Source organism: Desulfovibrio simplex, assembly GCF_055387835.1.
Genome location: NZ_AP042377.1, coordinates 1205874 through 1231761, shown reverse-complemented (window position 1 = coordinate 1231761; position 25888 = coordinate 1205874). Strand labels below are relative to the sequence as shown.

Here is a 25888-nt window from a genome sequence, read left to right as displayed (position 1 = left end):
AAGGAATATAGGACTGTTATGCCCAATTGGCAAGCTCAGCGGATATAGAAATGTGAAAGCGGCCCTTTGAGGCACATATGGTATCGGCTGAACAGGGGGGCTTCCAGTGTTTCGTCCTGCGCTGCAAGCGCTTGCTGGGCCTGTGAAGCCACGGCAAGACCGTGGGAAAGCAGGGCCGCTTGAGCCATTTGCTGAAAGAGCCGCTGCAGGCTGGGTTGTTGTTCGATAATGCGACACAGTCCTTCAGCATCCGCATCCTTGCCTTCCACCACAAGTTTTCCCGCAGGAGACAGGTACAGCAGCAGCCGACTTTCAAGCTTCAGGCCAACTTGTTCAACCTGATTGCGGATCTGCGCCATAAAGGCTTCCTGCATGATCTCAAGCCGGGCTTCCAGCGCCTCAACAAGGCTGTCTCCCGAGCGTTCAAGCTCACGCAGGATTTGCAGGGTTGCCTCATCAAGAGCAGCCAGGGGTGAGTCTTCGCACATCCCAAGGTGCTGATTGGATGAAATTTTGCCGGACTGCACGTGGAGCATGCTGTTAATCTGGTTTTGGCTTTCAGGTGTCACAGGCTACCCCGCATATGCTTATGGTCATTTTTTCCGTGTAAAGTCACAGTGTCAGATATAAAGCAAGATGGGTGCCATACCGACCAGAAATAACCACTGTCAGAAAATATTCTAGAAAATATTAAGAATATCTTCAAAGTACAATCTGTCGTTGAGATATCATTACTGAAAAAGGGGGGAAGGGGGCAGAGCAGAGCGCCAAAAAATGAGCGCTTTTGAACTGCAAAGAACAGCGGCAAAATCTTCCGACAACGCTCAGTCTTTGCGGAATACAGGCAACATGGGACATGGATGTCGGTTATTGCGCCTCAAGGCTGCGGGCCACGGCCTCGCCCTGTGCGCCGCCACCGGCCATGCGGGCCAGCTCTTCATGGCGCGCCGCCTTGTCCAGTGGCAGGCAGAGTGTGAAGGTGGCGTTGTCCCGTATGGTTTTGCTGATCTGAAAATGCTTGCGTGCCCTGGCCGCGAGCTGCGGCCAATGCGTTATAAGAAGCATCTGGCGACTGCTTGCCAGTGCGTAGAGCTTTTCAGCCAGCTTGTTGAGTGTGAGTCCGCCAACGCCGGCGTCAACTTCGTCAAAAATAAAAATGGCGCTTTCTTCATCTTGTCGTACGCTGGCCAGAGCCAGCAGAAAGCGCGAAAGCTCGCCGCCCGAGGCTATTTTATCCAGAGGTTGCGGGGGTTGGCCAGGGTTGGGCGCCCACAGGATGCGCCCGCGCTCATCCATAATGCCAGGCCAGATTTCATGTTGTTCAAAATGAGGAATGACGCGCACCTGCTCTGAAAAGCCCAGTTGACGCAGCTCTTCTTCAAGTGCGGTTGCCATGTTTATTGCCGCGCTACGGCGCAGAGGAAGGATTTGCGCAACAATGCCGGCAAGCTGCTCTGCCAGCGCTTCTTCTTCCCTGCCAAGGCGGGCAAGATCAAGCGCACAAATATCGAGAAATGAAAGATTTTCGACGATTTCTTCACGCAGGGACAGTATTTGCGGCAATGTGCGATGCAGCTTGCGCTTGAGTTGGGCCAGGGCAAAAAGTCGCTCTTCAACCTGATCCATATCGGGCAGGTCTTCCATTTGCGGGGGGCGGCGCAGACGGCCGCCCAGGTGGAACAACTGCTGGCGAAGCGCGGTAACGGCATCCGCGTCGCTTCGCAGGCCATCGTCATCCCGGGCCATGCGTGTGAGCACTTTTTCAAAATGACTGAGCATGTCCAGCAGGCCCTCGGTGTCATCGCCGTGCAAAAGGGCCAGAGCCTGCTCATAATTTTCTCGCACGTGCTCAAGGGAGCGGGCCTTGGCTCCTATTTCTTCCAGCCGCTCCTCTTCACCTTCCTCCGGGGCAACTTTGTCGATTTCCTGCTGCTGCATTTCAAGCAGTTCGCGCTTTTCAGCCAGCCCGGCCTGACGCTCCAGCAGCGCCTTGCGTTGTGCCGAGGTTTCATTCAGGCGGGCGAGCAGAGCGTCCCGTTCACGCAAGAGTTCAGGTTTGGCAAGGCCATTTTCAAGAAGACGCGCCTGAAACGCGGGCTGTAAAAGTTTTTGCTGCGCATGCTGACTTGTGTGCGCCACGAGACGAGGGCGCAAATCACGCAGGCTGTCCTGCGAACGCAGTTCGTCATTGATGTACAACCGGCTACGTCCGCTTTCTGCCAGAATCTCGCGGCGCAGGACCATGTCTTCGTCGTCAAGGGTGAAAAGGGCCTCAACCTGGGCGCGTTCTGTTCCTGCGCGCACCATATCCGCGGAGAGTCTGTCGCCAAGCAAAAAGCCAAGGGCTTTAAGAATAAAGCTCTTGCCGGCTCCGGTTTCACCGGTAAGCACGTTCATGCCCGGTTCGAACTCCAGCTGCATATCTTCGATGAGGGCGAGATTGCGGATGCGCAGGTATTCCAGCATATTATTTACGCCATCGATGATTTAAAGTTAATCTTTAACTTGAAGTTTCTGGTCTTACGCAGTGTATCAGCGCCGCAGCCGGGGGTCAAAAATATCTCTCAGGCTTTCGCCAAGCAGGTTGTAGCCAAGCACAGTTATGAGGATAGCCAGACCGGGATAGACAGACAGCCAGGGGGCGCTTTCGATCACAGCTTTTCCTTCCATAAGCATATTACCCCAGCTGGCGGTTGGAGGCTGGACGCCAAGTCCGAGAAAGCTCAGGCTCGATTCGACCAGAATGGCCCCGGCAACGCCCAATGTGGCGGTAATAAGCACAGGGGCCAGGGCGTTGGGCAAAATATGACGAATAAGAATTTTGCTTGTTGGCGTGCCCGCAAGACGCGCAGCGTCAACAAATTCGCGTTCACGCAAGCTGAGGGTCTCAGCGCGCACAAGTCGCGTCACGCCCATCCACGAGGTGAGCCCGATGACTATCATAATATTGGTAAGGTCCGGTTCCAGAAAAGCAATGACAGCCAGAATAAGAAAAAATGAAGGAAAACAAAGCATCACGTCGACAGCGCGCATGATGACTTCATCCACCCATCGCCTGAAATAGCCGCTGATGAGCCCCAACGTGGTGCCAATGCTGATGGATATGCCCACAGCCACAAAACCGACCCAAAGCGAGATGCGCCCGCCATAAAGCAGGCGGGAAAAAACGTCGCGCCCAAGTCTGTCGGTTCCAAGCCAGAAAAGCGAGGAGGGCGGATCTAGGATATGGTCAAGGTGCAGCGTGTCCGGGTGGTAGGGGGCAATGGCTGGGGCAAGCAGGGCCGCCAGGGACATGCTCAAAACGATAAAAAGGCCGAGCAGCAGCATGATATGGCGGCCAAGCAGTTTTTTGAGGGCGTTGGGCAACATCAGGCATCATCCTTTGCGTTTCTGATGCGCGGGTCAGCCAGGCCGTAGCACACATCAGCAAGCAGGTTGCCAAACAGGGTGAGTACCGCTCCCAGAACAAGATTGCCCATTATCATTGTATAGTCACGGGCCATGACTGCGGCGTAAAAAAGCTGGCCAAGGCCCGGCAAGGCAAAAATCGATTCAATGATGACGCTGCCGCCAATGAGGCCGGGCACGGAAAGCCCAAGAAGCGTGATGACGGGCAGCAGGGCGTTACGCAGCGCGTGTCGCCTGATGATGGTTCCTTCGCTCAGCCCTTTTGCCCTGGCCGTGAGTATGTAATCCTGACGCAGAACTTCAAGCATGCAGGCACGCATGTAGCGCGACATGCTGGCAAGGCCGCCAACAGTGTACACGAGAATGGGCAAGGCCAGATGTTTGGCCAGATCGCAAAATTTTCCCCACAAGCTCAACTGTTCATAGTTCATGGATGTCAGGCCCGAAATGGGCAGCCACTGCAACTCGATGCCGAAAAACATCATGAGCAGCAGAGCCAGCCAAAAGGACGGCATGGCAAAACCCAAAAAAACAAGAACAGTGACGGAACGGTCAAAAAGCGAGTTCTGGCGGCACGCCGAGGCTATGCCGACAGGAATGGCAATAAGCAGGGTAAGAAGCATTGCCGTAACGTTCATGCCCACGGTGAGGGGCAGACGTTCCATAATCTTTGTCAGCACCGGGCGGGAATCCGCCGACATGGAGTTGCCGAAATCAAAATGCAGCAGGCGCAACAGCCAGTCCCAGTATTGCACATAGATGGGGCGGTCGAGGCCGTACAGAACCTCAAGCCTTTGCCGGGCGGCTTCACCAGCCAGGGGGTTAAGGGTGGTTTCCATATCCGTGGGGGAACCCGGAGCCAGGTGTATGACCCAGAAGCTGATAAGCGTAATGCCCCATAACACCAGAAGCATCCAAAGCGTTTTGCGCAGGATGCCAGCTGTTATGTCGGCCAGTCTGGCGCGGCGGTTATGTGAGGGCAGGGGAGGCATGGGCGGCTCTCTATTCGGTACGGGTCATCCACTGGCGCATGTCTTCCACTTCGCTCTGCCATTGGGAGGAAAGCCGCAGATCAAGAAAGCGGGCGTACAGCGCGTCGAGAAGGTTGGTGCATACTTCCATAAGGTAAAACTTTTCAAGCAGCAGGGCATCAGGATCGTCATCGCTGTCGCCCTTGTCGAGCTTGGGGGTTTTCAGGCTGTTAAGGCAAAAATCTTCTGCTTTAAGTGATACCTGAAATGCCAGTTCTTCTTTTTCAAGACGAATCAGTGCGCGACTGACTTTTTTGCCGGTGCCAAGGCCAAAGCGCGCCTCGCGCAGGGGAGAGAGCGAACCGGAAACCGAGGCGGTTTCGCGGGCATCGCCTTCTCCACCCTGGACCACAATTCTCTGTTCCATTGAGACGGAAAAGGGGGCTCCTTCCTTGTCAGTGAACGCGCCAGGAGCCGTATCGCTCTGGTACCAGAGCCATGTCAGAAATTCTTGACCAAGAACAATGTCGGTGGATTCTCCAAGATAGGGCATACTCATGTACTGGCTCCGCTAAGACAGGGGGGCAAATTGTGTGGCTTCAAGCTGATCAAGCCGCGTAAGGCTTTCCTCATCAAGCATGGCATCCGCCAGATTGTAGGGCGTCAACTGTTCAAGCTTAAGTTCAAAGGTTTTAAGAAATTCCTCAATAAAAAGGTCGATCATCTTGCTCTGGGTGGAAGCAAACCATATCTCATTTCTGTCGATGGACCAGAGCACATTGAACTCACTGGGGATGGGCAAAAAGCGCATCCTCAGGCGGAGCATTACCTGTTCCTTGAGTTCCTTTTTGCGTTCACGCGAAATGAAGGTCTTTCCCTGTTCGTGCATGCGGTTTTTCTCGTCGCGCAGGGCCACGGCCAGATGCTTTTTGACAACGCCCGCAGGGATGCGCCGGATATCAAGGCGCAGGGAAAAAACAATATACGCGCCTTTTTGCGGCGGCGCTGCGGCCCATTCGGTATCCAGCATGTCTTCATAGCAGACCCAGCCCTGGGACTGCATTTCAGGAATATCGTCAATATCCCGAAAGGCGAATTGCTTCAGCTTGTCGGGGATCTGTGCCCATAGTTCGTTGGGGACCGGATCAAGTATGCGAAAGCGGGTAAAGCTGCACGCGCTGTTGGCAAAGCCCATGAAAACTCCTTGATTGGAAACATCGCCGAATATTGGTTGGCGCTGGTTTGTGTTGTACGTCAGAGCCGCCTTGTGAGCAAGTCTGCCATATGTGGTTAAAAGCATCGGCCTTTATCTGATTGGGGGATTGGTGGTTCTGGCTGTGCGATCTGAGACCTGAAACGGCGGGGGTCCGTGGATTAAAACGCTCTCACACCTGTTCACAATAATGTCCCATAATGATAATTATGTAAACTTTTGTATAAAAAAGCTCCATTGGATGCGGATCAGCCCTTGACCTCTCCCCCCTCTCCTTGCACCATGCGTTACAGCATTTACTGTAAGGAGAAGACGGTGGCATCTCACAATCGCTCGCAACAGCCGGATAAAAAACGCCCAGCATCTGGAGCTCATAAAGATTTTTCGCGTACCACGCGCACTGACATAAAAGATTTCGCTACTGAACCATCCCCAATGGCCGGCAAAACATCTTTGCAACCCAAACCTGTTGCCCATGACCGAGCAACAGGCGGAAAAGCTACCGGCAAACCACAGCCCGCGCGCGAATCTGAATCCAGTTCTGATTCCGGCACTGAAAGCTCTGTGCGTTTAAACAAAGCCATTGCTGCCTCCGGGCTGTGCTCACGCCGGAAAGCTGATGAATTTATTCTTGCTGGCCGTGTTGCTGTTAATGGCGTGCCCGAGATCAACCCCGGCCGTCAGGTACAGCCGCACGATGCCATTGCCGTTGATGGCCGATTGCTCACAGGTGCGCAAAATTTTTGTTATCTTATGCTTTACAAGCCTGTGCAGGTGGTTTGTACCGTCAGTGACCCCGAGGGCCGCCCGACTGTTATGGACTATCTGCCGCAAGACGCGCGCAAGCTTCGCCTCTACCCTGTCGGACGTCTTGATTACTTTTCGGAAGGATTACTGCTGCTGACTAATGATGGCCAGCTTGCTCAGCGCCTTACGCACCCGCGGCATCATCAGCCAAAAATCTATGAAGTTTTTGTGCGTGGGGCTGTGCCCGGTGCGGCTTTGACTGCCATGCGTCGCGGTATGGCGCTGGCTGAAGGTGAGAAACTCATGCCTGTGGAAGTGGACGCCCGCCATCTTGAAAATGGCACCCTGATGCGCATGGTTCTGCATCAGGGGATCAATCGCCAGATTCGCCGCATGTGTCGTGATTTTGGGCTGACCATTTTGCGCCTGAAACGCATTGCACAGGGGCCGCTGGAACTGGGGCGGCTTGCTCCGGGGGCGGCACGGCACCTGACCACAGCTGAAGTCACAGCATTGAAAAAAAGCGTTGATATATAGAGGGACTGTAATGCTGAAGCTTATGTTGTGCTCTTTGATTGCTTTTGCCATATGCGTCAACACTTCGCCTGCTTTTGGCGCAGGCGCGCCAGACAAGGCAATGGAAGCGGCAAACGCCTGGCTTGCTCTGGCCGACAAAGGCGATGCTCAGGCCACGTGGGATCAGGCAGCCGAGGTCTTCAAGGCTGGCATCGAGTTGAAGGAATGGGAAAAGACCCTGCCTAAAACTCGGCGCCCCCTTGGTGATGTCATAAGCAGAAAGGTGTCGTCTTCAGAAACAACTGCGACTCTGCCTGGCGTTCCTGATGGGGAATATGCCATTTTTCGTTTTCAAACTGACTTCGCGCACAAAAAAAACGCCGTGGAAGCCTTGCTGATGCAAAAAGAAAACGATGGCATCTGGCGCACCATAGGCTACTTTATCAAGTAGAGTTTTTTTGAAAAAATTCCGGCTCCTTACGGAGCCGGACAGGAAATATTTACCCTAAGATCCCCGCTGCTTCAGTTTAGGATTTGAGCAGTCGATCCAGAAACTCGATGGCGTCCTTTTGCATGTCGCACAAGTGCTCCTTACCCTTAAAGCTTTCAGTATACACCTTACAAATGGGTTCGGTTCCGGAGGGGCGCACCGCAAACCAGCCGTCAGCGCTGGAAACCTTTACGCCGCCTATGGGCGCGTCGTTGCCTGGCGCCCTGGTGATGACCTCTGTAACCGGCGAACCACCAAGTTCTTTCATGTCCACGCTTTCCGGTGTCAGCGCCTTGAGCTTGGCACGCACCTGATCATCCGCCGGGGCATCCAGCCGCTGGTACACGGGGCTACCCAGCCGCGCGGTGAGTTTTTCATACAACTCGCTGGGTGACGCCTGCTCAACTGCCATCATCTCGGCAGCCAGCAGACACATGAGAGGGCCATCCTTGTCAGTGCTCCAGGGGCTGCCGTCAAAGCACAGGAAAGACGCCCCTGCGCTTTCTTCACACCCCAGTCCGCAACGGCCGTTCAAAAGATATGGTACAAACCATTTGAATCCCACGGGCACTTCCACCACCGGGCGCTTCATGTCCTGCCCCACCCTGTCCAACAGGGCGCTGGTGACAAGGGTTTTGCCAATGCCGGCATCAGCGGGCCAGGCTTTGCGCGTACGGAACAGGTACCAGGCGGCTACTGACAAAAAATGGTTGGGGTTCATAAGTTCCTGACGGGTGACAATGCCATGGCGGTCTGAATCGGGATCGCAGGCCACGGCCAGGTCAAAACGGTCACGCATGTGCAAAAGGCCGTTCATGGCATAGGGCGATGAACAGTCCATGCGGATTTTTCCGTCTTTGTCAAAAGGCACAAAACGGAATGTAGGGTCTACCGTTTTGTTGACTACAGTAATTTCAATGCCATAGGTCTCAGCTATGGGCTCCCACATTTGCAGGCTCGCCCCACCCAGCGGGTCCACGCCAAGGCGCAACCCTGATGCCGCAATGGCCTTCATATCCAGAACTTTGCTCAGATCTTCGACATAGGCGCCAATGAAGTCGTATTCTGTTACCTGCGGAGAGCTGAGCGCTGCGCGTAAATGGGTCAGCTGCACGCCACGATTACCTTTTTCAAGATACGCATTGGCGCTTTTTTCAATCAGATCGGTAACATGTGTTTCTGCCGGACCGCCGTGAGGTGGATTATATTTGAAGCCGCCGTCACGAGGGGGGTTATGTGAAGGAGTGATGACGATGCCGTCCGCCAGAGCCGTAGTGCGCCCGGCATTCCAGCTCAGGATGGCGTGCGAGATAGCCGGGGTCGCTGTGTACATCCCGGCGGGAGCAACGCAGACATGCACGTCATTGGCCACCAGAACCTCAAGAGCAGAACGAAAGGCCGCCTCTGACAGGGCATGGGTGTCGCCACCCAAAAAGAGCGGCCCGTCAATGCCATTGGCCTTGCGGTAGTCGCATACGGCCTGGGTGATGGCATAGATATGCTCTTCATTAAAGGTTTGCAGCAGCGAAGAGCCGCGATGCCCGGATGTGCCAAACGACACCCGCTGCGCCGGAACGGCGGGATTGGGAAATTCAGTAAAATAGGCGCTGACTAGAACAGGAATATTTTCAAGGTCTTCCGGCGTAGGGAATTCTCCGGCCCTGGCATGAACTACAGGCATGACGTACCTCCACTGTTTTTACAAATTAGCATAGTGGATTAGTGCTTGTCACGCGCCAGGCACGCGGAAATACAGGCGTAAAAAAGGGGTCGCCCCGTTGCGGGGCGACCCCAAAATCAGGGGTTGGCGTAATGCCGTCCCTATTTACCGAGAGGCACAGTGCGGAAGGCAACATCACCACGCCGCGAAATTTGCAGCATGATGGCTCCGCGCTTGACTCCCTCCTCGTTCACAATTTTTGACAGCGCCGCAGACGTGTTCACAGGCTTCAGGTTCGCCTTGAGAATTACGTCTCCGGGGCGCAGGTCAGCCTCGGCGGCAGGCTTGTTGGCAGCCACATCAACGATGAGCAGACCTTCGTTCTTGTCGATCTTCATATCACGACGTTCGGCGTCATTGAGAGGACGCACCGAAATGCCGAGCAACCCTTCGCTTTGCTTGGCTTCACCCTTGCTTCCGGCAGCAGCCTGGGAAGCGGACTGGCGTTCGCCCAAGGTGACCGTAAGGTCCATGGTCTTGCCGTCACGCCAGACCTTGATGACGGCCTGACTGCCGGGAACTTTTTCGGCAATGGCGCGCAGTAGTGCTGAAGCGTCATCAATATCCTTGCCGTCCACGGCCACGATTACGTCGCCGTCCTTCATGCCGCCCTTGGCTGCCGGCTCATTTTCCATAACGCTGCCGATAAGAGCGCCCTTGGCGTCCTTCATGCCCAAAGCCTTGGCCGCGTTTTCTTCAACATCCTGAATGGTCACGCCGATCCAGCCACGGCTGACCTTTTTGCCGCTCTTGATCTGGTCGATGATTTTGGCGGCCATGTTGCTGGGGATGGCAAAGCCAATGCCCTGCCCGCTGGCAATAATGGCCGTATTGATGCCTACCACCTGTCCCTGCATGTTCAGCAGCGGGCCGCCACTGTTGCCGGGATTGATGGAGGCGTCAGTCTGAAGGAAGTTGTCAAAAGGACCAGCGTGGATATTACGGTTTTTGGCAGAAAGAATGCCAGCAGTTACCGTGTGATCCAGGCCAAAGGGGTTGCCAATGGCCAGCAGCCATTCGCCGACATTAAGCTCATCGGAATTGCCAAAGACCAGAAACGGCAGTTCTTTTTTTGCATCCACCTTCAGCAGGGCCAGATCTGTTTCTTCATCCGCGCCAATAAGGTTGGCCGTAAAAGATTCACTTTTACCGTTCTTCTGGTCCAGCGTGACTCGGATGACATCGGCATCGGCCACCACGTGGTTGTTGGTGACTATATAGCCGTCAGCCGACACCAAAAAACCCGAGCCAAGCGATTTCTGCTTGGATTGGGGCCTTTTGCCGTCGCGCCTGCCGCCAAACTGATCAAAAAATTTGTCAAAGCCTGGGGGCATATTGCGGAACATCTCTCCGAAAAGCTCCTCAGAGCCGCCACCACTGGTGGTCGTTTTTTCAGTATTGATATTGACGACCGCTGGGCCGCTTTTAGCGGCCAGTTCGCTGAAGTTCGGCAGGTTTACTGCCTGGGCAAACTGAGCCGTCACCACAAAGGTAACGGCCAGCAGCCCTGTTAAACATCTTTTTATGAACATGGAAAAACTCCTAGTTACTTGTTTTGCATAGCCTTATGCAAAGCTTGTGCCAGTGTGTTTATCCCGGTGTTTTCAGCAGCTCTGCCAATATTGGCGTGCTGTTTCCAAGCCTTGTCGTCCGCCGTTGCCGAGGCATCGCTGCCTTCAGGGGCCAGGCTGATGCGGCGCGCGGCGGTATCGAGATTTTGTACTATTAGGGTGACACTGTCGCCCTTGTCCAATTTGCTGTACTGACCGGAATTTTTGGCGTTCTTGATGACGCCTGCTGGCAAAAGACCGGTAATGCCGGGTGCGAGCGCGATGAAGAGTCCATGCGGGCTGCGCCCGTCGACCGTTCCCTGCACAAGTGATCCTACGGCAAAGCGCTGGGCGGCGTCCTGCCAGGGGTCGCCCTCAGCTTCGCGCAAACTCAGTGAAATACGGCGGGATTCGCTGTTGATGTCTTTGATTTTTACGGCGACACTGTCGCCAACCTGAACTATCTCTTCAGGTTTTGTGACGCGTTTGGTCCACGACAATTCAGAAATGTGCGCCAGACCTTCAATTCCAGGCAGAATTTCAACAAACACGCCAAAGGGGGCCAAGCGCACTACCCGCCCCTGCACAATGGCCCCGGCCTCAAGCTTCTGGTCCACATCCTGCCAGGGATCACCTTGGGCCTGTTTGCGTGAAAGGGAGATGCGCACCTGCCCTTTGTCATTTTTACTGATGGAGAGAACCTTGGCGCGCACAGTGTCTCCCAGAGAAACTGCTTCGTCCGGAGCGCCCACGCGCGACCAGGAAAGCTCCGAAAGATGGATCATGCCTTCAACAGCAGAATCCAGTTCCATAAAAGCGCCAAAAGGTGCAAAACGGGATATTTTGCCTTCAACGGTGTCGCCGACATTGAGTTTTTCAAATAATACTTCAAGTTGTTCCTGCCGTTCGCGGTCAAGAAGGGCCCTGCGGGAAACGACAATATTGCGTCCCCTGTTTTCAACCCTGATAACGAGGAACTGCAAGGTGCGCCCCACAAGGGATTCCGCTTCTTCAGTAGCGGCAAGACCAATCTGGCTGCCCGGACAGAATGCGGTTTTACCCATAACTTCAACTGTATAACCGCCCTTGCAGGTCCCAGCGATGCGGCCTTCAACGGGCAATGCCGCGTCACGCGCTTCTTCCAGCGCAGCCACCCCGCTGCCGCTCATGGAGCGGGAAAGGCGGATTTCTTGTGATGAAACACCGATTACCCATGCTTCCACGGTGTCTCCGGGGCCCGCGGTTTCCTTGCCTTCAGCGTCAAGGATGTCTTTTCGTTCCATAATGCCGTCGACCTTTATGCCCACGTCAACAAACACGCTGTCACCAGTAATGGCGATAACTGTGCCTGTCACTTTCTGGCCAGTCTGAAGACGGTGTCCAGAAGTTTCATGGGCTGCCAGCATGGCGGCAAAATCCTCAACGCCTTCCTCCTGCATGGAGGCCGCGAACTTTTCCTGGGTCATATTTCCTGCTCCTTAAAGCTGGGCTTATTTGCTCAAGTTAACAATTATACTTCAGACGGCCGCAGAAAACAACGATGTTTTGCTTGCTCCGGCATAAAATTGCTCAATTATATTATGTTGATAAATTTTTTCTTGGGGTCAGGTTGGTCGCGGTCCGCTACGGGCCATAAGCAGGCGCTGCCCGGCCAGGAGCAGAGCAGGTTTCAACCTGCAATGCACAGATGATTCGCTTTGTGTAGCCAAAGGCCGCATCGCGGTCATGCGACACGGCCCTTGACCTTGTCAGCTGCAGCTGACCGAAATTTTTATGAGGAGCGTGCTACTGGAACAGCTCTTTTTCCGGCACGGCATGTTCAATCCGATCTTCAACTTCGATGCCTTTCGGGGGAGTGAAAGAAAATTCCGAGGCCTTTACGTTGACATCAGGCGCAAAGCTGGTGAAGCGAATTTCATTACCGTTGCCATAGAAGTCCAGTATGTTGGCCCTCTTGATATATCCAGTATCGGGTTCAACCCAGATAATGGCCTCAACCATTTGCGGGGCTGGCTCTTTGGGAAAAAGGCGCAGCTTGGCCAGGCCGTCTTCCTTGCCCTCGGATTTCACATCAAAATCTTTGGTCAGGGCGGCCTGCCCCGTGATCACCTGAATAATGCTACGTGAATCCTGCACCAGAGTAAGGGGATAGCGGTAAGCGATCTCTTCGTCCGGCAGGTAGTTCCAGATTTCCTTGCCAGTGACCACAAGCGTTTCCTCATGGGGCTTGGCAGTCTGCCAACGGATAAGCAGAGGTTTTTTGAACAGCAGTTTACCCTGCCGCTTTTCTACAGAACCACTTTCCTTGTGTGTGAGGGTCTGTTCAAAGTCGGCTGAAAATGAGCCGGTTTTTTCGTAGCGGGCCTGAATGGCCGCAGCCATATCAGCAGCGAATACCTGCGTAGCCGGAACTATGGAAAAAGTCAGGGTCAGGGCGACCGCCAGTGCGCATATCTTACGCATACAACCTCCACAGTCCACCAGGGCTTTGACCACATGGCAACAAACTGTAGTAAGAATTTTTACTGTCATTTTACGACTGCGCGGGGCTTGCTGCCGTCCGCCGGGCCAATGATGCCGTCGTGTTCCAACTGCTCAACCAGACGCGCCGCCCGGTTGAAGCCGATTTTGAAGCGGCGCTGCACCAGGGATATGGACGCCCGGCCCTGCTCGCTCACAAAAACCTGTACTTCGCCGTACAGTGGGTCCTGAGCCGCGTCGCCACCACCGCCGTTTGCGCCTCCCATGGCGGCATCCAGCCCCCATTGAGCAAAATCCACCTTATAGGATGGGCTTAAGTGGCGCTTCCAGTGGTTCACAACGTCCTGCACTTCCTCATCACTCAGGAAGGGGCCGTGCAGGCGTTGCAGCCGCCCACCGCTGGGCTTGAACAGCATGTCTCCCCGGCCAAGCAGATGTTCGGCCCCCACCTGATCAAGGATGGTGCGCGAGTCGTGCTTGGAGGTCACCTGAAAGGATATGCGGCAGGGAAAGTTCGCCTTGATCAGGCCAGTAACAACGTCCACGCTTGGCCGTTGCGTCGCCAGAATCAGGTGGATGCCCGCGGCACGAGCCAGTTGCGCCAGGCGTACGATGCTGGTTTCCACCTCGCGGGCGGCCGTCATCATGAGGTCAGCGAGTTCGTCAATGACAATGACCAGATAGGGCAAAGGCTCCAGGTCTGAAAAATCCGGAGGTAAATCGTCCTTGTAGGCGGCAAGCTTTTGATTAAAGCCCGCAACGTTACGTACGCCAAGACGCGCCATGGCCGCATAGCGGCGGTCCATTTCATGAACGGCCCAGTCCAGAGCGTTCTTGGCCTCGTTCATTTCCGTGACAACAGGATGCACCAGGTGAGGTTCATCCGCATAAACAGCCATTTCGATGCGCTTGGGGTCGATAAGCAGGAGTTGCATGTCCTGCGGCTGGGTACGGTAGAGCAGACTGACGAGGATGCCGTTGAGGCATACGCTTTTTCCCGCGCCTGTGGCTCCAGCCACAAGCAGGTGAGGCATGCGGGTCAGATCGGCCATAAATGGCTTGCCGGCAATGTCCTTGCCAAGAATCATGGTCAGGGGGCCGCAGCCGGTACGGAAGGCCTCGCAGGAGGCAAGTTCCCGAAAGTTTACGGTTTCGCGCTGTTCATTGGGGATTTCAATGCCAACAGTGTCAGAACCGGGAATGGGCGCCTGAATGCGAATGGCCACCGCCTTGAGGGCCAGCGCAAGGTCGTCGGTCAGGTTGGCGATACGGCTCACGCGAATGCCGGGAGCCGGACGAACTTCAAACATGGTAACCACCGGCCCGGGGGTTATACGCACAAGTTCGCTTTGAATGTCAAAATCATTAAGGCAGGCCATGAGGGTCTGCCCTCGTGCCTGAAGGTCTTCTCGGCTGAGTCCGCCTGCCTGAGGCGATGGCGGAGCCAGCAGGTCAAGGCCGGGAAGCGGAATTGCCGCTTTTTTACGAAATGGCGCAGTAACCTTGTCCACAAGCCCGGTCTTTGAGGAAGAGTCCTGGGGGCGAGACGCCGCAGGTCGGTCTTTGGCCGCTGACGGCCCGGACGCGGGCGCAGCCTCGCTGGACGTGCCTTCTGTCGTGCTGCCGTAATCATCCGTATCAGATTCGGCGCGAGACGACTGGGCTGCTGAAGGAGCCTTGCCGGAGCGGCTTGCCCCTTTTACCAGCGGTTGCCCATTCAGATCCTGCGCGACAGCAAAAGGATCGTCCTCATGGTCTTGGCTGGCGGGCACAAACGGAGCCGCCGGTTCGGGGCTGTTCGCCGCTGCTCTGCCTGAAGCAGAAACTTTTTCGCTATCAACGTCATAGACATCCGGCAACGAGTCAGCAGTCGGGTGAATATCACCCAACTTGTCGCGCCATCGGGCCAAAAACGACCAATCGGGCCAGGAAAATTTGAACTTTGATGTTGCGGCCGCTTTTTCTTCCTGCACAGGAGTCAGAGTATGCTGCACTATTTCAGGCTGCACCTGCTGGCGGGCGGACTGCCCTGAGCCCGACTTGCCGGCCTTGTTTCCGTTCTTGCCAGCGGCTTCTGGCGGGGTAGCCCCATCAGCGGCGGCCAACCTGGCTTCAAGTCGTTGGCGCAAGGCGTGAAACAGCCGGCCGGCCAAACCGAACCATGAGATGTTCCATGCCAGTTGCAGTCCGGCAAGAAAAATAAAAATCCAGACAATGGCTGAGCCGCCAGGGCTGAGGTAGAGGCTGGCATTGCGGTGTAAAGCACTGCCGACCATGCCGCCGCCCCACACGTCGCCGATGGAAAAATCCCATGCAGCGCCAGTGACGAGCAGGCAGATCGTCAGCAGAAAGAAGCCGCACCAGCGCCACCAGTGCATGCCATATGCAGGAGAAACGTAGGCCGCTCCCAGTGCGCCAAAAACCAATGGGCAAAGGAAGGCGGCCACGCCAAATACATCGTTGAGAAAACCCGCAGTGTACGCGCCAAAAAGGCCAGCCTTGTTGTGCACTTCAACTGATCCACTGACCACATGGTTAAGGCTGGGGTCATTGGCGTCAAAGCTGAGCAGGCTGAGCATAAGCAGCAGCGCCCAGAAGAGCAGAAAAAGGCCAAGAAGTTCGCGGCTGAATTTATGGGCGTCCGTGGGGCTACCCTCCCGAACCGGTCATTATTCCCGGCCCAGGTATTCCTTGGAGCGGGTGTCCACTTTAATGCGGTCACCTTCGTTAACAAAAATGGGAACCTGAACAACAAGGCCTGTTTCGAGCTTGGCGGGTTTGGTGACGTTGCTGACAGTGTCACCCTTGGCGCCGGGCTCGGTTTCCACAACAGTCAGCACCATGCTTACCGGAATGTCAATGTCCAGCGGGCTGCCCTTGTAAAGCAGTACGCGGCATTCCTGGCCGTCTTTCAAAAAACCCTCTTTGCCGTCAGTGGTTGCGAGGGACATTTGCAACTGCTCGTATGTGGTCATATCCATAAAAATGAGTTCGTCATCCTGGCGATACAGGAACTGCATGTCGCGGGTTTCAAGGTCGGGCTTGCCGACCTTTTCACCGGAGCGGAAGGTGATGTCCTGCATGCGGCCAGTGAGTATGTTACGCAGCTTGGTGCGTACCATGGCGCCGCCCTTGCCGGGCTTGAAGTGCTGAAAGTCCACAATTTCGTAAGGGATGCCTTCTACTTCAATTTTAAGGCCCTTGCGAAAATCCGTGGTTGAATACATAGTTACCTCCTACTTGTCGCCGCTTACCGGCATAAACTGGCATTAAGGCCGGTCATTTGCCAACAGGGGCAAGAGCGGCTACCTTGTACGGAAGTGCTTTGAAGGAAATCACGTTTCCGAACTGTAAATTTTTGCCGAAAATTGAGCACTTGTCAATACTCAACTCTCAAGTATCACATGAGGTTTTTATGGCTGTCAGCCTTACGCTGGAAAGCACGGCTTATACACTGGATCAGCTCACTGCCCGGCCTGAAGCGCAGATAGCCCTTGCTGGCCGTTCCAATGTCGGCAAATCTTCTCTTATCAATGCGTTGGCTGGCAGAAAAAAGCTGGCCAAGGTCAGTTCCACGCCCGGTAAAACCCGCTCTGTCAATTTTTACCTGGTGGAACCGCTGAATTTTTATCTTGTGGACCTGCCAGGCTATGGATATGCCCGGGCCAGTCATGGTGAACGCGAAAAGTGGGCCAAGCTGCTGGAACGGTACCTCGTTGAGTGCGCCAGTCTCAAAGCTCTTGCCTTGCTGCTTGACTGCCGCCTGACTCCCCAGCAGCTTGACCTGAATCTTGCCTCGTTTGCGCAGAGAAACCGCCTGTCCCTGGTGCCCATACTGACGAAAGCCGACAAATGCAATCAGCGTGAACGCTCGGCGCGGCAAAAGGAATGGCAGGATATACTGGGCATCTGTCCCGTGCTGACCTCATCCAGTAGCCGATTGGGCATTGATGCCTTATGGCGCGCACTGGCGCAGGCGGCCGGGGTTGAAGCGCCAATCATCAAGGCTCCGTAGCACCCCCCTGGCGAAAAAAGCGCGAATGCTCTACTCCGCCGCTTTTGCGCCCGGCTCCATATGGATGATAATACGTCCCAGTTGCGGAATGCTCAGCCGTAATTGTTTTTCCAGGCGCATACACACTGTATGCGCCTCTTCAACTGTTAGTGCCGGAGCAATATCGCAGTGAAAGCAGATGCAGACTCCCTGTTCCGGCAATTCGTAGACTGAAAATTTGTGCGGGTTTGTGACCAGCGGCTCCTTGGCAATGGCGATTTCAATTTCACGCCAGGCCATTTCCGCGTATGACAACGACACAGATGCTCCATAGGCCAGGGCACAGGCTGCTCCTTCCGGTTCAAGGTGGCTCACCACCTCCATTTGCGGAATCGCGGCATGCAAGGCTTTTTCAAAATTCTTGACCCGTTCGTAGGCCTGAACAAAAGGCAAGTCGCCGGGAAGCTCCACGTGCAGGTCTATATGGCAGACCTCAGCCGCGCGGAGAATATGCACGTTATGCACTGCAAGGCCGTGATTCCAGGCTGTAAACTGCACCTGCGCAAAAGGATCGCAGTGTCTGTCGGCATCGGCGCTGTGGGGTTCAACATGGACGGTCACATCCGCTCCCTCCAGCACGCGCGCCACGGCCTGCTCCGCTTCGTGGGCCAGACGGTGGCCTTCACTCACCTTTATGCCCGGCTCAACGCCAACTGTCAGGTCGACAAAGCTGACGGGGCCGCTGGAGCGCAGGCGCACATCCCGCACGTCTGTGATGCCCTTTACCTTGGTAACAGCCGCGATGACGGCCTGCTGTTCGCGGGTGGAGCCGGAATCCATCAGCGTGTCGACAGCCTGCATGGCCATGCGAACACTGGCGCGAAAGATTATCGCCGCCACCAGCAGTGCGGCCACAGTGTCGGCCTGTACCAGGATTTCGTGCAGAGGGCCGGGCAGGTTGAGCGCAGAAGCCACCCATACCGCGAGAACCCCTACCAGCACCACGGCCGAAGACAGGATATCTGTCGAAAAATGCAGGGCATCCGCTTCAAGCGCCTGGCTTTTATATTTTTGGGCCACCCGGCGCAATATGCGCACCCTGTTCACATCAATAATTATGGAAAGAGCCATAACGCCAACGCCCCATAACGATGGCGTCACAGGACTTTCACCAGCCATCAGGCGATGCGCCCCCTCGTACACAACCCAGAAGCACGTCAGGAACAACAGCAGTGTTTCGGCCAGGGCAGAAAGATTTTCTATTTTGCCATGTCCATAGGGATGACGCGCATCAGCGGGCTTGGAGGCTATGCGTACCGCCGCCAGAGTCATGGCCGCTGCCAGAAGATCCAGGCCGCTGTGCAATGCTTCGGACAAAATGCCGAGGCTGTTGGTGTGCAAGCCAACAATAAGCTTGACGGACGTAAGGGCAAAGGCGGCCCACAGCGATGCAAGCGCTGCGCGATTTTTTTCAGTACTGGCTTCCAGGGGCACGGCCATGATGACTCCACTGGTAAAAAAAAGCCCCCGAAGGGGCTTTTTTTATTTTGGTTACAACCACTTAAACCATTCTCGCCAAGAGCCTTGACGCTTTTGCCGCGTTTCTACAGCCTGTTCTTCTTTATAGTTGTGGTAGGCTGCCAGGCTTTTTTCTTTGGCATGTTCTGCCACTTCGGGCACGTCCTGGAAATTCTTTATGATGAATTCGTAACGGTGCCAGGCAGGACCATATTTTTTCATGTGCCAGAAGACATCGGCGATGTAGAGTTCATGCTCAGCCATAAGCTTGCGGCAGGTAAGCATGTGCTCTTCGGCGCCCTTGGCATACGGAGAATCAGGATACATCTGATGCAGCCTGTTGAAGTAATCATAGGCTTCCTGAAGCTCGGTGGTCGCCCGGTCAACAGAGCGGAACTGCTTCATCAGGGACATGCCCGTCTGATACAGCACATAGGGTATGGCCTCATGCCTTGGATGCAGGGATTCAAAATCCTTGTAGCTTTCAGCGGCAAGCTCGTATTCCTCATCGAGGAAGTAGGCGTCGCCCAATGACAGCTCTGCATCAATAGTATAAGGGCTGAATGGATACGTATCGCGCAGTTTGTTGTACAGCTCCACGGCACGCACATAATTTTTTTCACTCATGGCGTCGTTGGCGGCCTCAAAAATTTCTTGCGCGGTGTCTTCGGCTGGCGGAAGATAGATCATATCAATAATGCCGCAACCGGAAACCATGAGCATGCTCATGGCAAGCAAAATAGAGCGAAGCAGTTTTTTATGCATGGAGCTGTTCCAGGAAGACAAATGCCGCTTGTGCGGCGGTTGCGCCATCGCCGGCGGCAGTGATGACCTGGCGGCAAAGCTTTGAGCGAATGTCGCCAGCGGCAAAAATGCCGGGGATATTGGTGCGCATTTCCGTATCAGTCACAATAAAGCCCTGTGCATCAAGCTCAATGCCTTGTGGCAAAAAGTTTGTCACAGGAGCAAAGCCTACATAAATAAAAAGCCCGTCAACTGCCAACAATTTTTCCTGGCCAGTCTGGAGATTCTTAACGGTCAGACCAGTCAGATGATCTTCGCCGTGCAACTGGGTAATGACGGAACTGCGTAAAAGGTCTATCTTGTCGGGCATGCTTTCAAGCCTGTCCTGATAAACCTTGAGTCCGCGGAAACTGTCACGCCTGTGAATGAGGTGAAGTTTGCTTACCAGCCTGGAAAGATACAGGCTTTCTTCCATTGCCGCATTACCGCCGCCAACCACAGCCACTGTCTGGTTGCGAAAGAAGTTGCCATCACAAAGGGCGCAGTACGAAATGCCTCGCCCGCGCAGCCTGTCTTCACCTTCCAGGCCAAGCTGGCGGTGTTTGGCGCCAGAACACACAAGCACCACTTTGCACAAATAGTCTTCTTCAACTGTATGCACGGTAAACTGACCCGCCGAACCGGAAATGGATTCAACCATTATGGCGGGTCGGTCTACCGTCAAACCTTCGAGATGCTCCGTAAAAAGGTCTGCAAGCTCGTAGCCCTTGATGCCTTTGGGAAAGCCCGGATAGTTCTCCAGCGCCTCAGTCTGCAGCAGTTGACCACCGGATGTCAGCTGCTCAGGCAAGAGGACGCTGCAGCCGGACCGCGCCAGATACATGGCTGCGGTAACGCCGGCAGGACCGCCGCCGATCACAACGGCATCATACGATTTCATGCCAAGGCCTTATTGTCGAGCAGGTCTTTCATGGCGGCCTTGGTTACAGCGCCAGTGATCTGTTCGATGGTTTCGCCATTCTTAAAAAGCACCAGCGTGGGGATAGCCCGGATGCCGAACTTTGTGGGGGTAGCGGGATTTTCATCCACGTTCATCTTAACGATGCGCACCTTGCCAGCATATTCGGTCGAAAGCTCGTCAATAATGGGACCAACCGCGCGGCAAGGACCGCACCAGGGGGCCCAGAAGTCAAGCAGAACCGGCAGATCGGACTTGAGGACAACACTTTCAAAGGTGGCATCAGTGACCTGTTCAGCCATTACTATACTCCTTCGGTTGCTATGTGTCGCTCTGCATGCCCGCCAAGGCAACGTGCAGATGCGGAAAACCAGGGTCCGGGGTGAAAAAACCCGAGGCCTTTGTATTGACTAAGAGTAGTTTCCAACGACCTGACTGTCAAGACAATCTCATGTTTCTGGCGGGTTGTTGGCGGACTTTCAGCAGCGCAGCATATCATCCGGAACGGTTCGTCCGCGCGGGATGGTTTCCATCTGTAACGTATGGAAATATCCTTCTTTTCCAATCAACCATCCAGCGTAGGCAATCATGGCCGCATTATCGGTACAGAGGTGCGGACTCGGAAAAAGCGCTCTGCCTCCCCTGCTTTCCATCAGATTGGCAATGCGCTGGCGTAACAAAGAATTGCAGGCTACCCCACCTGCCAGAATCACGGTGTCCAGTTGCGGATTGCTGTCCAGAGCTCGTTCTGTTTTTACGCGGAGCGTATCCACAACCGCCGCGTTAAAGGCGGCGCAACAGTCTTTCAGCGCCTGGGGGGCGTCGTCCACCGAGCAGAGGGGACGGGGCCAGGTGGCAGGTTGAAGCGCCTGCTGTATGTAGCTGCTGGCTGCCGTTTTCAGGCCGCTGAAACTGAAGTCCAGATTGTCGTTATCAAGGTAGGGACGCGGAAAGGCTATGCCGTCAGCCTTGCCTTCACGCGCCAGAGCGTCCATGAGCCGCCCGCCTGGGTACGCCAGGCCAAGCACTTTGCCCACCTTGTCAAAAGCCTCGCCGGCAGCGTCATCCAGCGTCCGCCCCAGAGTGACGCACTTCCAGGGTGCTTCCATGCGATAAAGATGGGTATGGCCGCCGGAAACAAGCAGCCCCAAAGCAGGGAAAGCCAGCGGATGCTCAAGCCCGACCGCAAGCAGGTGGGCATGAAGGTGGTTGACGCCAAGCAGGCGTACCCCCAAGCCCAGGGCGAGACCTTTGGCAAAGGCCACTCCCACCAGCAGGCTGCCAAGCAACCCCGGCCCCCGCGCCACGGCCACCAGATCAAGATCTGAAGGCTTTTTGCCACTTCGGCGCATTAATGCGTCAAACAAGGCGCCAATGTAGCGATAGTGTTCACGTGAAGCCAATTCGGGCACCACGCCGCCAAACAGGGCATGCATGTCTGCCTGTGTGGCCAAAACAGAATGCAGCAGCCGCCCATCTTCCACCAGGGCTAATGCGGTTTCATCACAGGAGCTTTCAACTCCAAGGCAAAGCATTATATGATCTCGCTTTTACAATAAAAGCCGGAGCCATGACGGGCGCGGCTCCGGCTTCACGACAACTTGCTAGAAAGCAGCCAGGTTGGCATGCCGGGCATAAATATTTTCCACAGCCTCCACGTCCTTGGCCGAGCCGATGAACAAAGGCGTCCGTGCGTGCAGGCGGTCCGGCACTCTTTCAAGAATGCGCCCCCTGCCGTCACTGGCCTTGCCCCCGGCCTGTTCCGCAAGAAAAGCCAGAGGGGCGGCTTCACACATAAGACGCAACTTGCCATTGGGCTTGTGGGTGTTTGGCGGGTACATGTAAATACCGCCATTAATGAGGGTTCGATGAAAATCGGCAACAAGCGCGCCCACATAGCGGGAAGAATACGGCGTGCCGTCCGAAGTTTCACACCCGTGGAACCAGTTGACGGCCTCACGGGCGGGGGCGTCCCAATTCTTCCAGTTGCCCTCGTTGACGGAATAGATGGAGCCCTGTTTGGGAATGCACATGTTGGGATGCGAAAGCAGAAATTCCCCCACACCAGGGTCAAGCGTGAATCCGTGTACGCCCTGCCCCGTGCTGAGCACCAGCATGGTGGAGGGCCCGTAGAGGATATATCCCGCGGCCACCTGCTTGAGGCCCGGTTGCAGCACTTCATCCAGTGTCACTTCGCCCGAATGGCCCTCTGGACGCCGCAAAATGGAAAAGATGGTGCCCACGTTGATATTCACGTCAATATTGGAGGAACCATCAAGGGGGTCAAAGATGAGAATGTAATCGCCCCGTGGGAATTCCGGGCTGACGCGGATCAGCTCAGCCTCTTCCTCTGAACTCATGGCGCACAAAGCGCCGCAGCGCTCCATCCGGTACAACATGATGCGGTTGGCGATGGTGTCAAGCTTTTGCACGTTCTCGCCTTGCACATTAACTTCTCCGGTGCCGCCTAGAATATCAAGCAATCCGGCTTTGTTGATACGTCGGGAGATGCTTTTTCCCGAAAGGATGAGATCATAGAGCAATCCGGTAAATTGTCCGGTGGCCTGTGGAGTGCGCTTTTGGTGCAGCAGCAGATGTTCCGTGACCGTGATGTCAGCCATATGGCCTCCTGCAACAGAGAAATTGTGCTGTGAAACAGAAAACTTGCGCCGCCCCGGGGCGGCGCAAGTTTATATTGATATGCGTCAGTTCCGAGGCCCGAAGGGACTTGGGCGTCCGCCCGGCAAAACATCCGGCACGGCCGGATCGCCCGATGATTCTTCGGGCTTGGTCGCGCTTTTGGCGGTGTCGGCCGGGGCCGTGCTTGCAGCGGGCGCAGACGACTCCTGCTTTTGAGGCGCGGCTTTCTCTACCGGCGCTTCCGGCTTGGCAGCCGCCTCGGCAGGCTGGCTTTGAGTGGAGCCGGATGTTGGAGCATCAGGCTTCACGTCATCGGCCTTACCCTTGGATTCGTCATTATCACGAGGGCCAAAGGGGCTCGGCGCAACAACGCGAGGCTGTTCTTCACGCGGACCGAAGGGACTCGGCGCGACGACTCTGGGGATATCCCCTTCCGGACCCCCAAGCCCGCCAGGTCTGCTTTGCGGCACAGCTTCACGTCTGGGCCTTTGGGCCCTTTCCACGGGGACATTCTCGCCTTCAAGCTGGCGTTCCTGAACCTTGGCTTTTTCAGCTCTTTTGTTTTTGAGCAGAACACTGTCGCCGCTGCCAGGCTGGATGTCGTGGGAAGGTCCGCCCGCAGTCTGCGCAGACGGCTGCCCAGAAGCGTTGACGGCATCAGCGGGGGTGGGCATGGCGACGGCGTCGGGGCCCAGTTTTTTGCTCTTGCGCTCAGGCTGCGGCGGAGGAGGAAGCTTGGAGCGTTCCTTGGGGAAGAAGGCCAGACCTTGCTCCACACTGCCACTGCCTTCAGGGAAGGTGCCCTTCTCAGCCACTGCGAAAATCAGAGGCAAATTGCCAAGATAACGCACCATGTAATAGAACGTGCCGTTTACGTTGGTGCACGTGCCGGAAGAGCTTTTTGTGACAACCTCTTCCCAGTTCACGCCAGCCAGAGGCGTGGCGGCAAAATCATACTTTCCGGGCCACAACAGAGCGTTGGGGGAAAGGATGACCACATTTTGCGAGCTGCTGGAATACTGCATGAGGGCGCGCATATCGAAGTAGGTCGCGACCACGCCGAGAAAGTCGACGCCGTCATACAGAGGAGCGGCAAGCAGAACCTCCGGGCCCAGCGGCGAAGGCTGAACATCGGCGCGAAGAGCACGGCTGCTCTGTTTTTTGTCTTCGTACAGCAAAGGAATGAAATCCAGCTGTTTCATGGGATTGGCGGGTTCCTGACCAAGGATGGTGCCGTCGTACTTTACGCCGGCAAAACCGCTGACCCATGGGAAATTGCTGAAAAATGCAGTGATCCAGTCACGAGTCGGGGGCTTGTCGGCATTGAGCATGACGCGTTCAAGACGGCTCAGCTCCACGTCTACCCCCATCATGCTGTGGGTCAGAGCCAGAGCCTGCGGTGAAAGTTCGCCTTTTTCGTCATAGTCCACCGATGCTGGCGGGCTGACATAGGTGTTCCAGAAGCCCTTGGTGGACTTCCACACATTTTTGGTTGGCTGGTATGAACTGCATCCTGTAACCAGAAATGCAGCGGTAGCCAGCATGAGTATGGTCCGCAGATATGATTTGAACACCGTATTCTCCCTCAGCTTTAGAACAGTCCGCATGCAATCGTCATCTGTCCTGCGCGAATGGTAAAGGCCACCAGGCAAAGATCATCTGCTTTGCCTCTGGCTGCATATAATGCGAAAAATCGGCCTTGATAATTGGTTTAGCTGTGCGCCCTTGCCTCAACCCGTTCGGCCAAGGCCTCAAGCATGCTTATAAGCTTATCCTTGCCGGTGGATCCCCCTGTTTCGGCGGGCTCCTGCGTCTGCTCCACAGGCGGCGCGCTGCCCAGACGCGCGTTAAGCGTGGCTATTCGCTGCCGCAGATCAGCACTCTCTTCAGGTGCGGTGGCGACAGCGGCCAATTCATGATAAATATCCAGCGCTCCCTTGATGTCGCCCTGCTCTGCCAGTACTTCGGCCATTGAACGCGTCCGCAACGAAAAACGCTCCTCACTGTCGTCAGCCTCTTCACCGGCGTGCGCGGTTCCTTCAGTTGCGTTTTCCCCGGATGGAGCTTCATCATAGGGGCTCTGCGAGGGAGCATCCGCAGCGTCATCGCTGAAAGAGCGCGCTGTTATGGAATGCAGGGGCGCCTCAGGTGACGCGCCGTCCTCGCCTTCATCCGGATCAAACGTGTCCAGTTTTTCATGGACCAGGTGGTCGGCAACCACGGGATCAGTGCCGGGGTCTTCATGCGTCAGATGCTCGTGCGCCAGGCGCACGGCAGAGAATGCGTCTCCATCGGTTCCCGCGGCATCGGCATAGGTGGCATCCTGCGATTGAGCGGGGGGGCGGTGCTGCTGGGCGGGAATATCCTGTTGTCCGGAAGGAGAAGGCAGCGCAACTGATTCAGACGACAGCGAGGCTTCATGCCCGGAAACATATGTGCGCATGGAATCTTCATGTGAAACTTGAAGATTTTTGATTTCGTCTATTGTCGGATGGCGAGCGTCAGACCCCGCCGCTGGCGCATCGTGCCCGAGCAGGCTGGTGATGCCCTGATCCAGCACTTCCCGCAACGACACTGGCCCTTTTGCAAAATTGAGGGCCAGAAAACGCATAACGGCAGCGGTGTCAGGAGACTGGCCAGAGGTCAGAGTGGTGGCGGCCCACGCCTGCCAGAACCCCGAATAGGCCGTGAACATGCGGCTGAGTTTTTCTACCTGGGCCTCACAAGAGGTTTGTTGGCCCGTTTTATAAAGCAGTTCAATCAGAAAGAGCCTCGCTTCAAGAAACTCGTCATGTCGCGCCAGACCTTGCTCCAAAACAGCCACAGCCTCTTCGGGGTATCCTTCTTCCACCAACAGCCGTGCCAGAGGAAAAAAAACCTTGGAGTTGGGCTCAAGCTCCAGAACTTCTTTATACCATTCTATTTTTTCCGTCATATA

The 25888-nt window shown here is 55.4% G+C and carries 23 protein-coding genes; 3 read left to right on the top strand and 20 right to left on the bottom strand.

All coding sequences use genetic code 11. From position 1 onward, the window contains the following. Positions 1-35 precede the first annotated feature (35 nt). The 6 genes from ACZ5DH_RS05045 to rdgC all read right to left on the bottom strand — a co-directional run bounded on the left by ACZ5DH_RS05045 (position 36) and on the right by rdgC (position 5574). Positions 36-569 (bottom strand): hypothetical protein, encoded by a 534-nt coding sequence (locus ACZ5DH_RS05045; RefSeq protein WP_464256045.1) that lies wholly within the window; start codon positions 567-569, stop codon positions 36-38. A 298-nt stretch (positions 570-867) separates the two neighbouring features. Then, positions 868-2466, bottom strand: a complete 1599-nt coding sequence (locus ACZ5DH_RS05040; RefSeq protein ID WP_464256044.1) for a DNA repair protein RecN — start codon at positions 2464-2466, stop codon at positions 868-870. Positions 2467-2532: 66 nt separating this feature from the next. Further along, complete coding sequence (locus ACZ5DH_RS05035; RefSeq protein WP_464256043.1) at positions 2533-3369, bottom strand: ABC transporter permease; 837 nt, start codon at positions 3367-3369, stop codon at positions 2533-2535. Further along, positions 3369-4400 carry an ABC transporter permease gene (locus ACZ5DH_RS05030; protein WP_464256042.1) on the bottom strand — a complete coding sequence of 344 codons (1032 nt, stop codon included), beginning with the start codon at positions 4398-4400 and terminating at the stop codon, positions 3369-3371. Before ACZ5DH_RS05030 ends, ACZ5DH_RS05035 begins: the two co-directional genes overlap by 1 nt. A gap of 10 nt (positions 4401-4410) precedes the next feature. Then, complete coding sequence (locus ACZ5DH_RS05025) at positions 4411-4938, bottom strand: hypothetical protein (protein WP_464256041.1); 528 nt, start codon at positions 4936-4938, stop codon at positions 4411-4413. A gap of 12 nt (positions 4939-4950) precedes the next feature. Then, positions 4951-5574, bottom strand: a complete 624-nt coding sequence (gene rdgC / locus ACZ5DH_RS05020; RefSeq protein ID WP_464256040.1) for a recombination-associated protein RdgC — start codon at positions 5572-5574, stop codon at positions 4951-4953. A gap of 300 nt (positions 5575-5874) precedes the next feature. On the opposite strand from rdgC, the gene ACZ5DH_RS05015 reads away from it, so the two are divergent. Both ACZ5DH_RS05015 and ACZ5DH_RS05010 read left to right on the top strand, forming a co-directional pair. Continuing rightward, positions 5875-6876 carry a pseudouridine synthase gene (locus tag ACZ5DH_RS05015; RefSeq protein ID WP_464256039.1) on the top strand — a complete coding sequence of 334 codons (1002 nt, stop codon included), beginning with the start codon at positions 5875-5877 and terminating at the stop codon, positions 6874-6876. A 10-nt stretch (positions 6877-6886) separates the two neighbouring features. Further along, positions 6887-7306, top strand: a complete 420-nt coding sequence (locus tag ACZ5DH_RS05010) for a DUF4019 domain-containing protein (protein WP_464256038.1) — start codon at positions 6887-6889, stop codon at positions 7304-7306. Positions 7307-7382: 76 nt separating this feature from the next. Here ACZ5DH_RS05010 and pgm read toward each other — a convergent pair whose 3' ends face one another. The 6 genes from pgm to efp form a co-directional block, all read right to left on the bottom strand. Beyond that, positions 7383-9026, bottom strand: coding sequence for a phosphoglucomutase (alpha-D-glucose-1,6-bisphosphate-dependent) (pgm, locus tag ACZ5DH_RS05005; protein WP_464256037.1), 1644 nt, complete (start codon positions 9024-9026; stop codon positions 7383-7385). Between the two features lie 140 nt (positions 9027-9166). Further along, positions 9167-10597 (bottom strand): DegQ family serine endoprotease, encoded by a 1431-nt coding sequence (locus tag ACZ5DH_RS05000; protein ID WP_464256036.1) that lies wholly within the window; start codon positions 10595-10597, stop codon positions 9167-9169. Positions 10598-10611: 14 nt separating this feature from the next. Continuing rightward, a complete protein-coding gene (locus ACZ5DH_RS04995) occupies positions 10612-12081 on the bottom strand; it encodes a 30S ribosomal protein S1 (RefSeq protein WP_464256035.1) in 1470 nt (489 codons plus the stop codon). A gap of 319 nt (positions 12082-12400) precedes the next feature. Next, a complete protein-coding gene (gene lolA, locus ACZ5DH_RS04990; RefSeq protein WP_464256034.1) occupies positions 12401-13078 on the bottom strand; it encodes an outer membrane lipoprotein periplasmic chaperone LolA in 678 nt (225 codons plus the stop codon). A gap of 65 nt (positions 13079-13143) precedes the next feature. Continuing rightward, positions 13144-15675: a DNA translocase FtsK gene (locus ACZ5DH_RS04985; RefSeq protein WP_464256033.1), complete on the bottom strand. Its 2532-nt coding sequence runs from the start codon at positions 15673-15675 to the stop codon at positions 13144-13146. A gap of 90 nt (positions 15676-15765) precedes the next feature. Then, entirely contained in the window at positions 15766-16323 is a 558-nt protein-coding gene (efp, locus tag ACZ5DH_RS04980) for an elongation factor P (RefSeq protein WP_464256032.1), read from the bottom strand. A gap of 188 nt (positions 16324-16511) precedes the next feature. On the opposite strand from efp, the gene yihA reads away from it, so the two are divergent. Next, on the top strand, positions 16512-17111 hold the full coding sequence (gene yihA / locus ACZ5DH_RS04975) for a ribosome biogenesis GTP-binding protein YihA/YsxC (RefSeq protein ID WP_464256031.1): 600 nt from the start codon (positions 16512-16514) through the stop codon (positions 17109-17111). A 30-nt stretch (positions 17112-17141) separates the two neighbouring features. Here the strand turns inward: yihA and ACZ5DH_RS04970 are convergent, their stop codons facing one another. The 8 genes from ACZ5DH_RS04970 to ACZ5DH_RS04935 all read right to left on the bottom strand — a co-directional run bounded on the left by ACZ5DH_RS04970 (position 17142) and on the right by ACZ5DH_RS04935 (position 25885). Then, positions 17142-18590, bottom strand: coding sequence for a cation diffusion facilitator family transporter (locus ACZ5DH_RS04970; protein ID WP_464256030.1), 1449 nt, complete (start codon positions 18588-18590; stop codon positions 17142-17144). Positions 18591-18641: 51 nt separating this feature from the next. Next, entirely contained in the window at positions 18642-19373 is a 732-nt protein-coding gene (locus ACZ5DH_RS04965) for an outer membrane protein assembly factor BamD (protein ID WP_464256029.1), read from the bottom strand. Further along, positions 19366-20292, bottom strand: coding sequence for a thioredoxin-disulfide reductase (trxB, locus tag ACZ5DH_RS04960; RefSeq protein ID WP_464256028.1), 927 nt, complete (start codon positions 20290-20292; stop codon positions 19366-19368). The genes ACZ5DH_RS04965 and trxB overlap by 8 nt, the downstream gene beginning before the upstream one ends. After that, positions 20289-20612 (bottom strand): thioredoxin, encoded by a 324-nt coding sequence (trxA, locus tag ACZ5DH_RS04955; protein ID WP_179981628.1) that lies wholly within the window; start codon positions 20610-20612, stop codon positions 20289-20291. The genes trxB and trxA overlap by 4 nt, the downstream gene beginning before the upstream one ends. 177 nt (positions 20613-20789) lie before the next feature. Beyond that, positions 20790-21845, bottom strand: a complete 1056-nt coding sequence (gene tsaD, locus ACZ5DH_RS04950) for a tRNA (adenosine(37)-N6)-threonylcarbamoyltransferase complex transferase subunit TsaD (RefSeq protein ID WP_464256027.1) — start codon at positions 21843-21845, stop codon at positions 20790-20792. A gap of 69 nt (positions 21846-21914) precedes the next feature. Beyond that, complete coding sequence (gene fbp / locus ACZ5DH_RS04945) at positions 21915-22931, bottom strand: class 1 fructose-bisphosphatase (protein WP_464256026.1); 1017 nt, start codon at positions 22929-22931, stop codon at positions 21915-21917. An 84-nt stretch (positions 22932-23015) separates the two neighbouring features. Further along, the gene (locus ACZ5DH_RS04940) at positions 23016-24524 is read right to left on the bottom strand and encodes a hypothetical protein (RefSeq protein WP_464256025.1); all 1509 of its coding nucleotides are present in this window, start codon (positions 24522-24524) and stop codon (positions 23016-23018) included. Between the two features lie 137 nt (positions 24525-24661). Beyond that, the gene (locus ACZ5DH_RS04935) at positions 24662-25885 is read right to left on the bottom strand and encodes a tetratricopeptide repeat protein (RefSeq protein WP_464256024.1); all 1224 of its coding nucleotides are present in this window, start codon (positions 25883-25885) and stop codon (positions 24662-24664) included. Between the last annotated feature and the right edge of the window lie 3 nt (positions 25886-25888).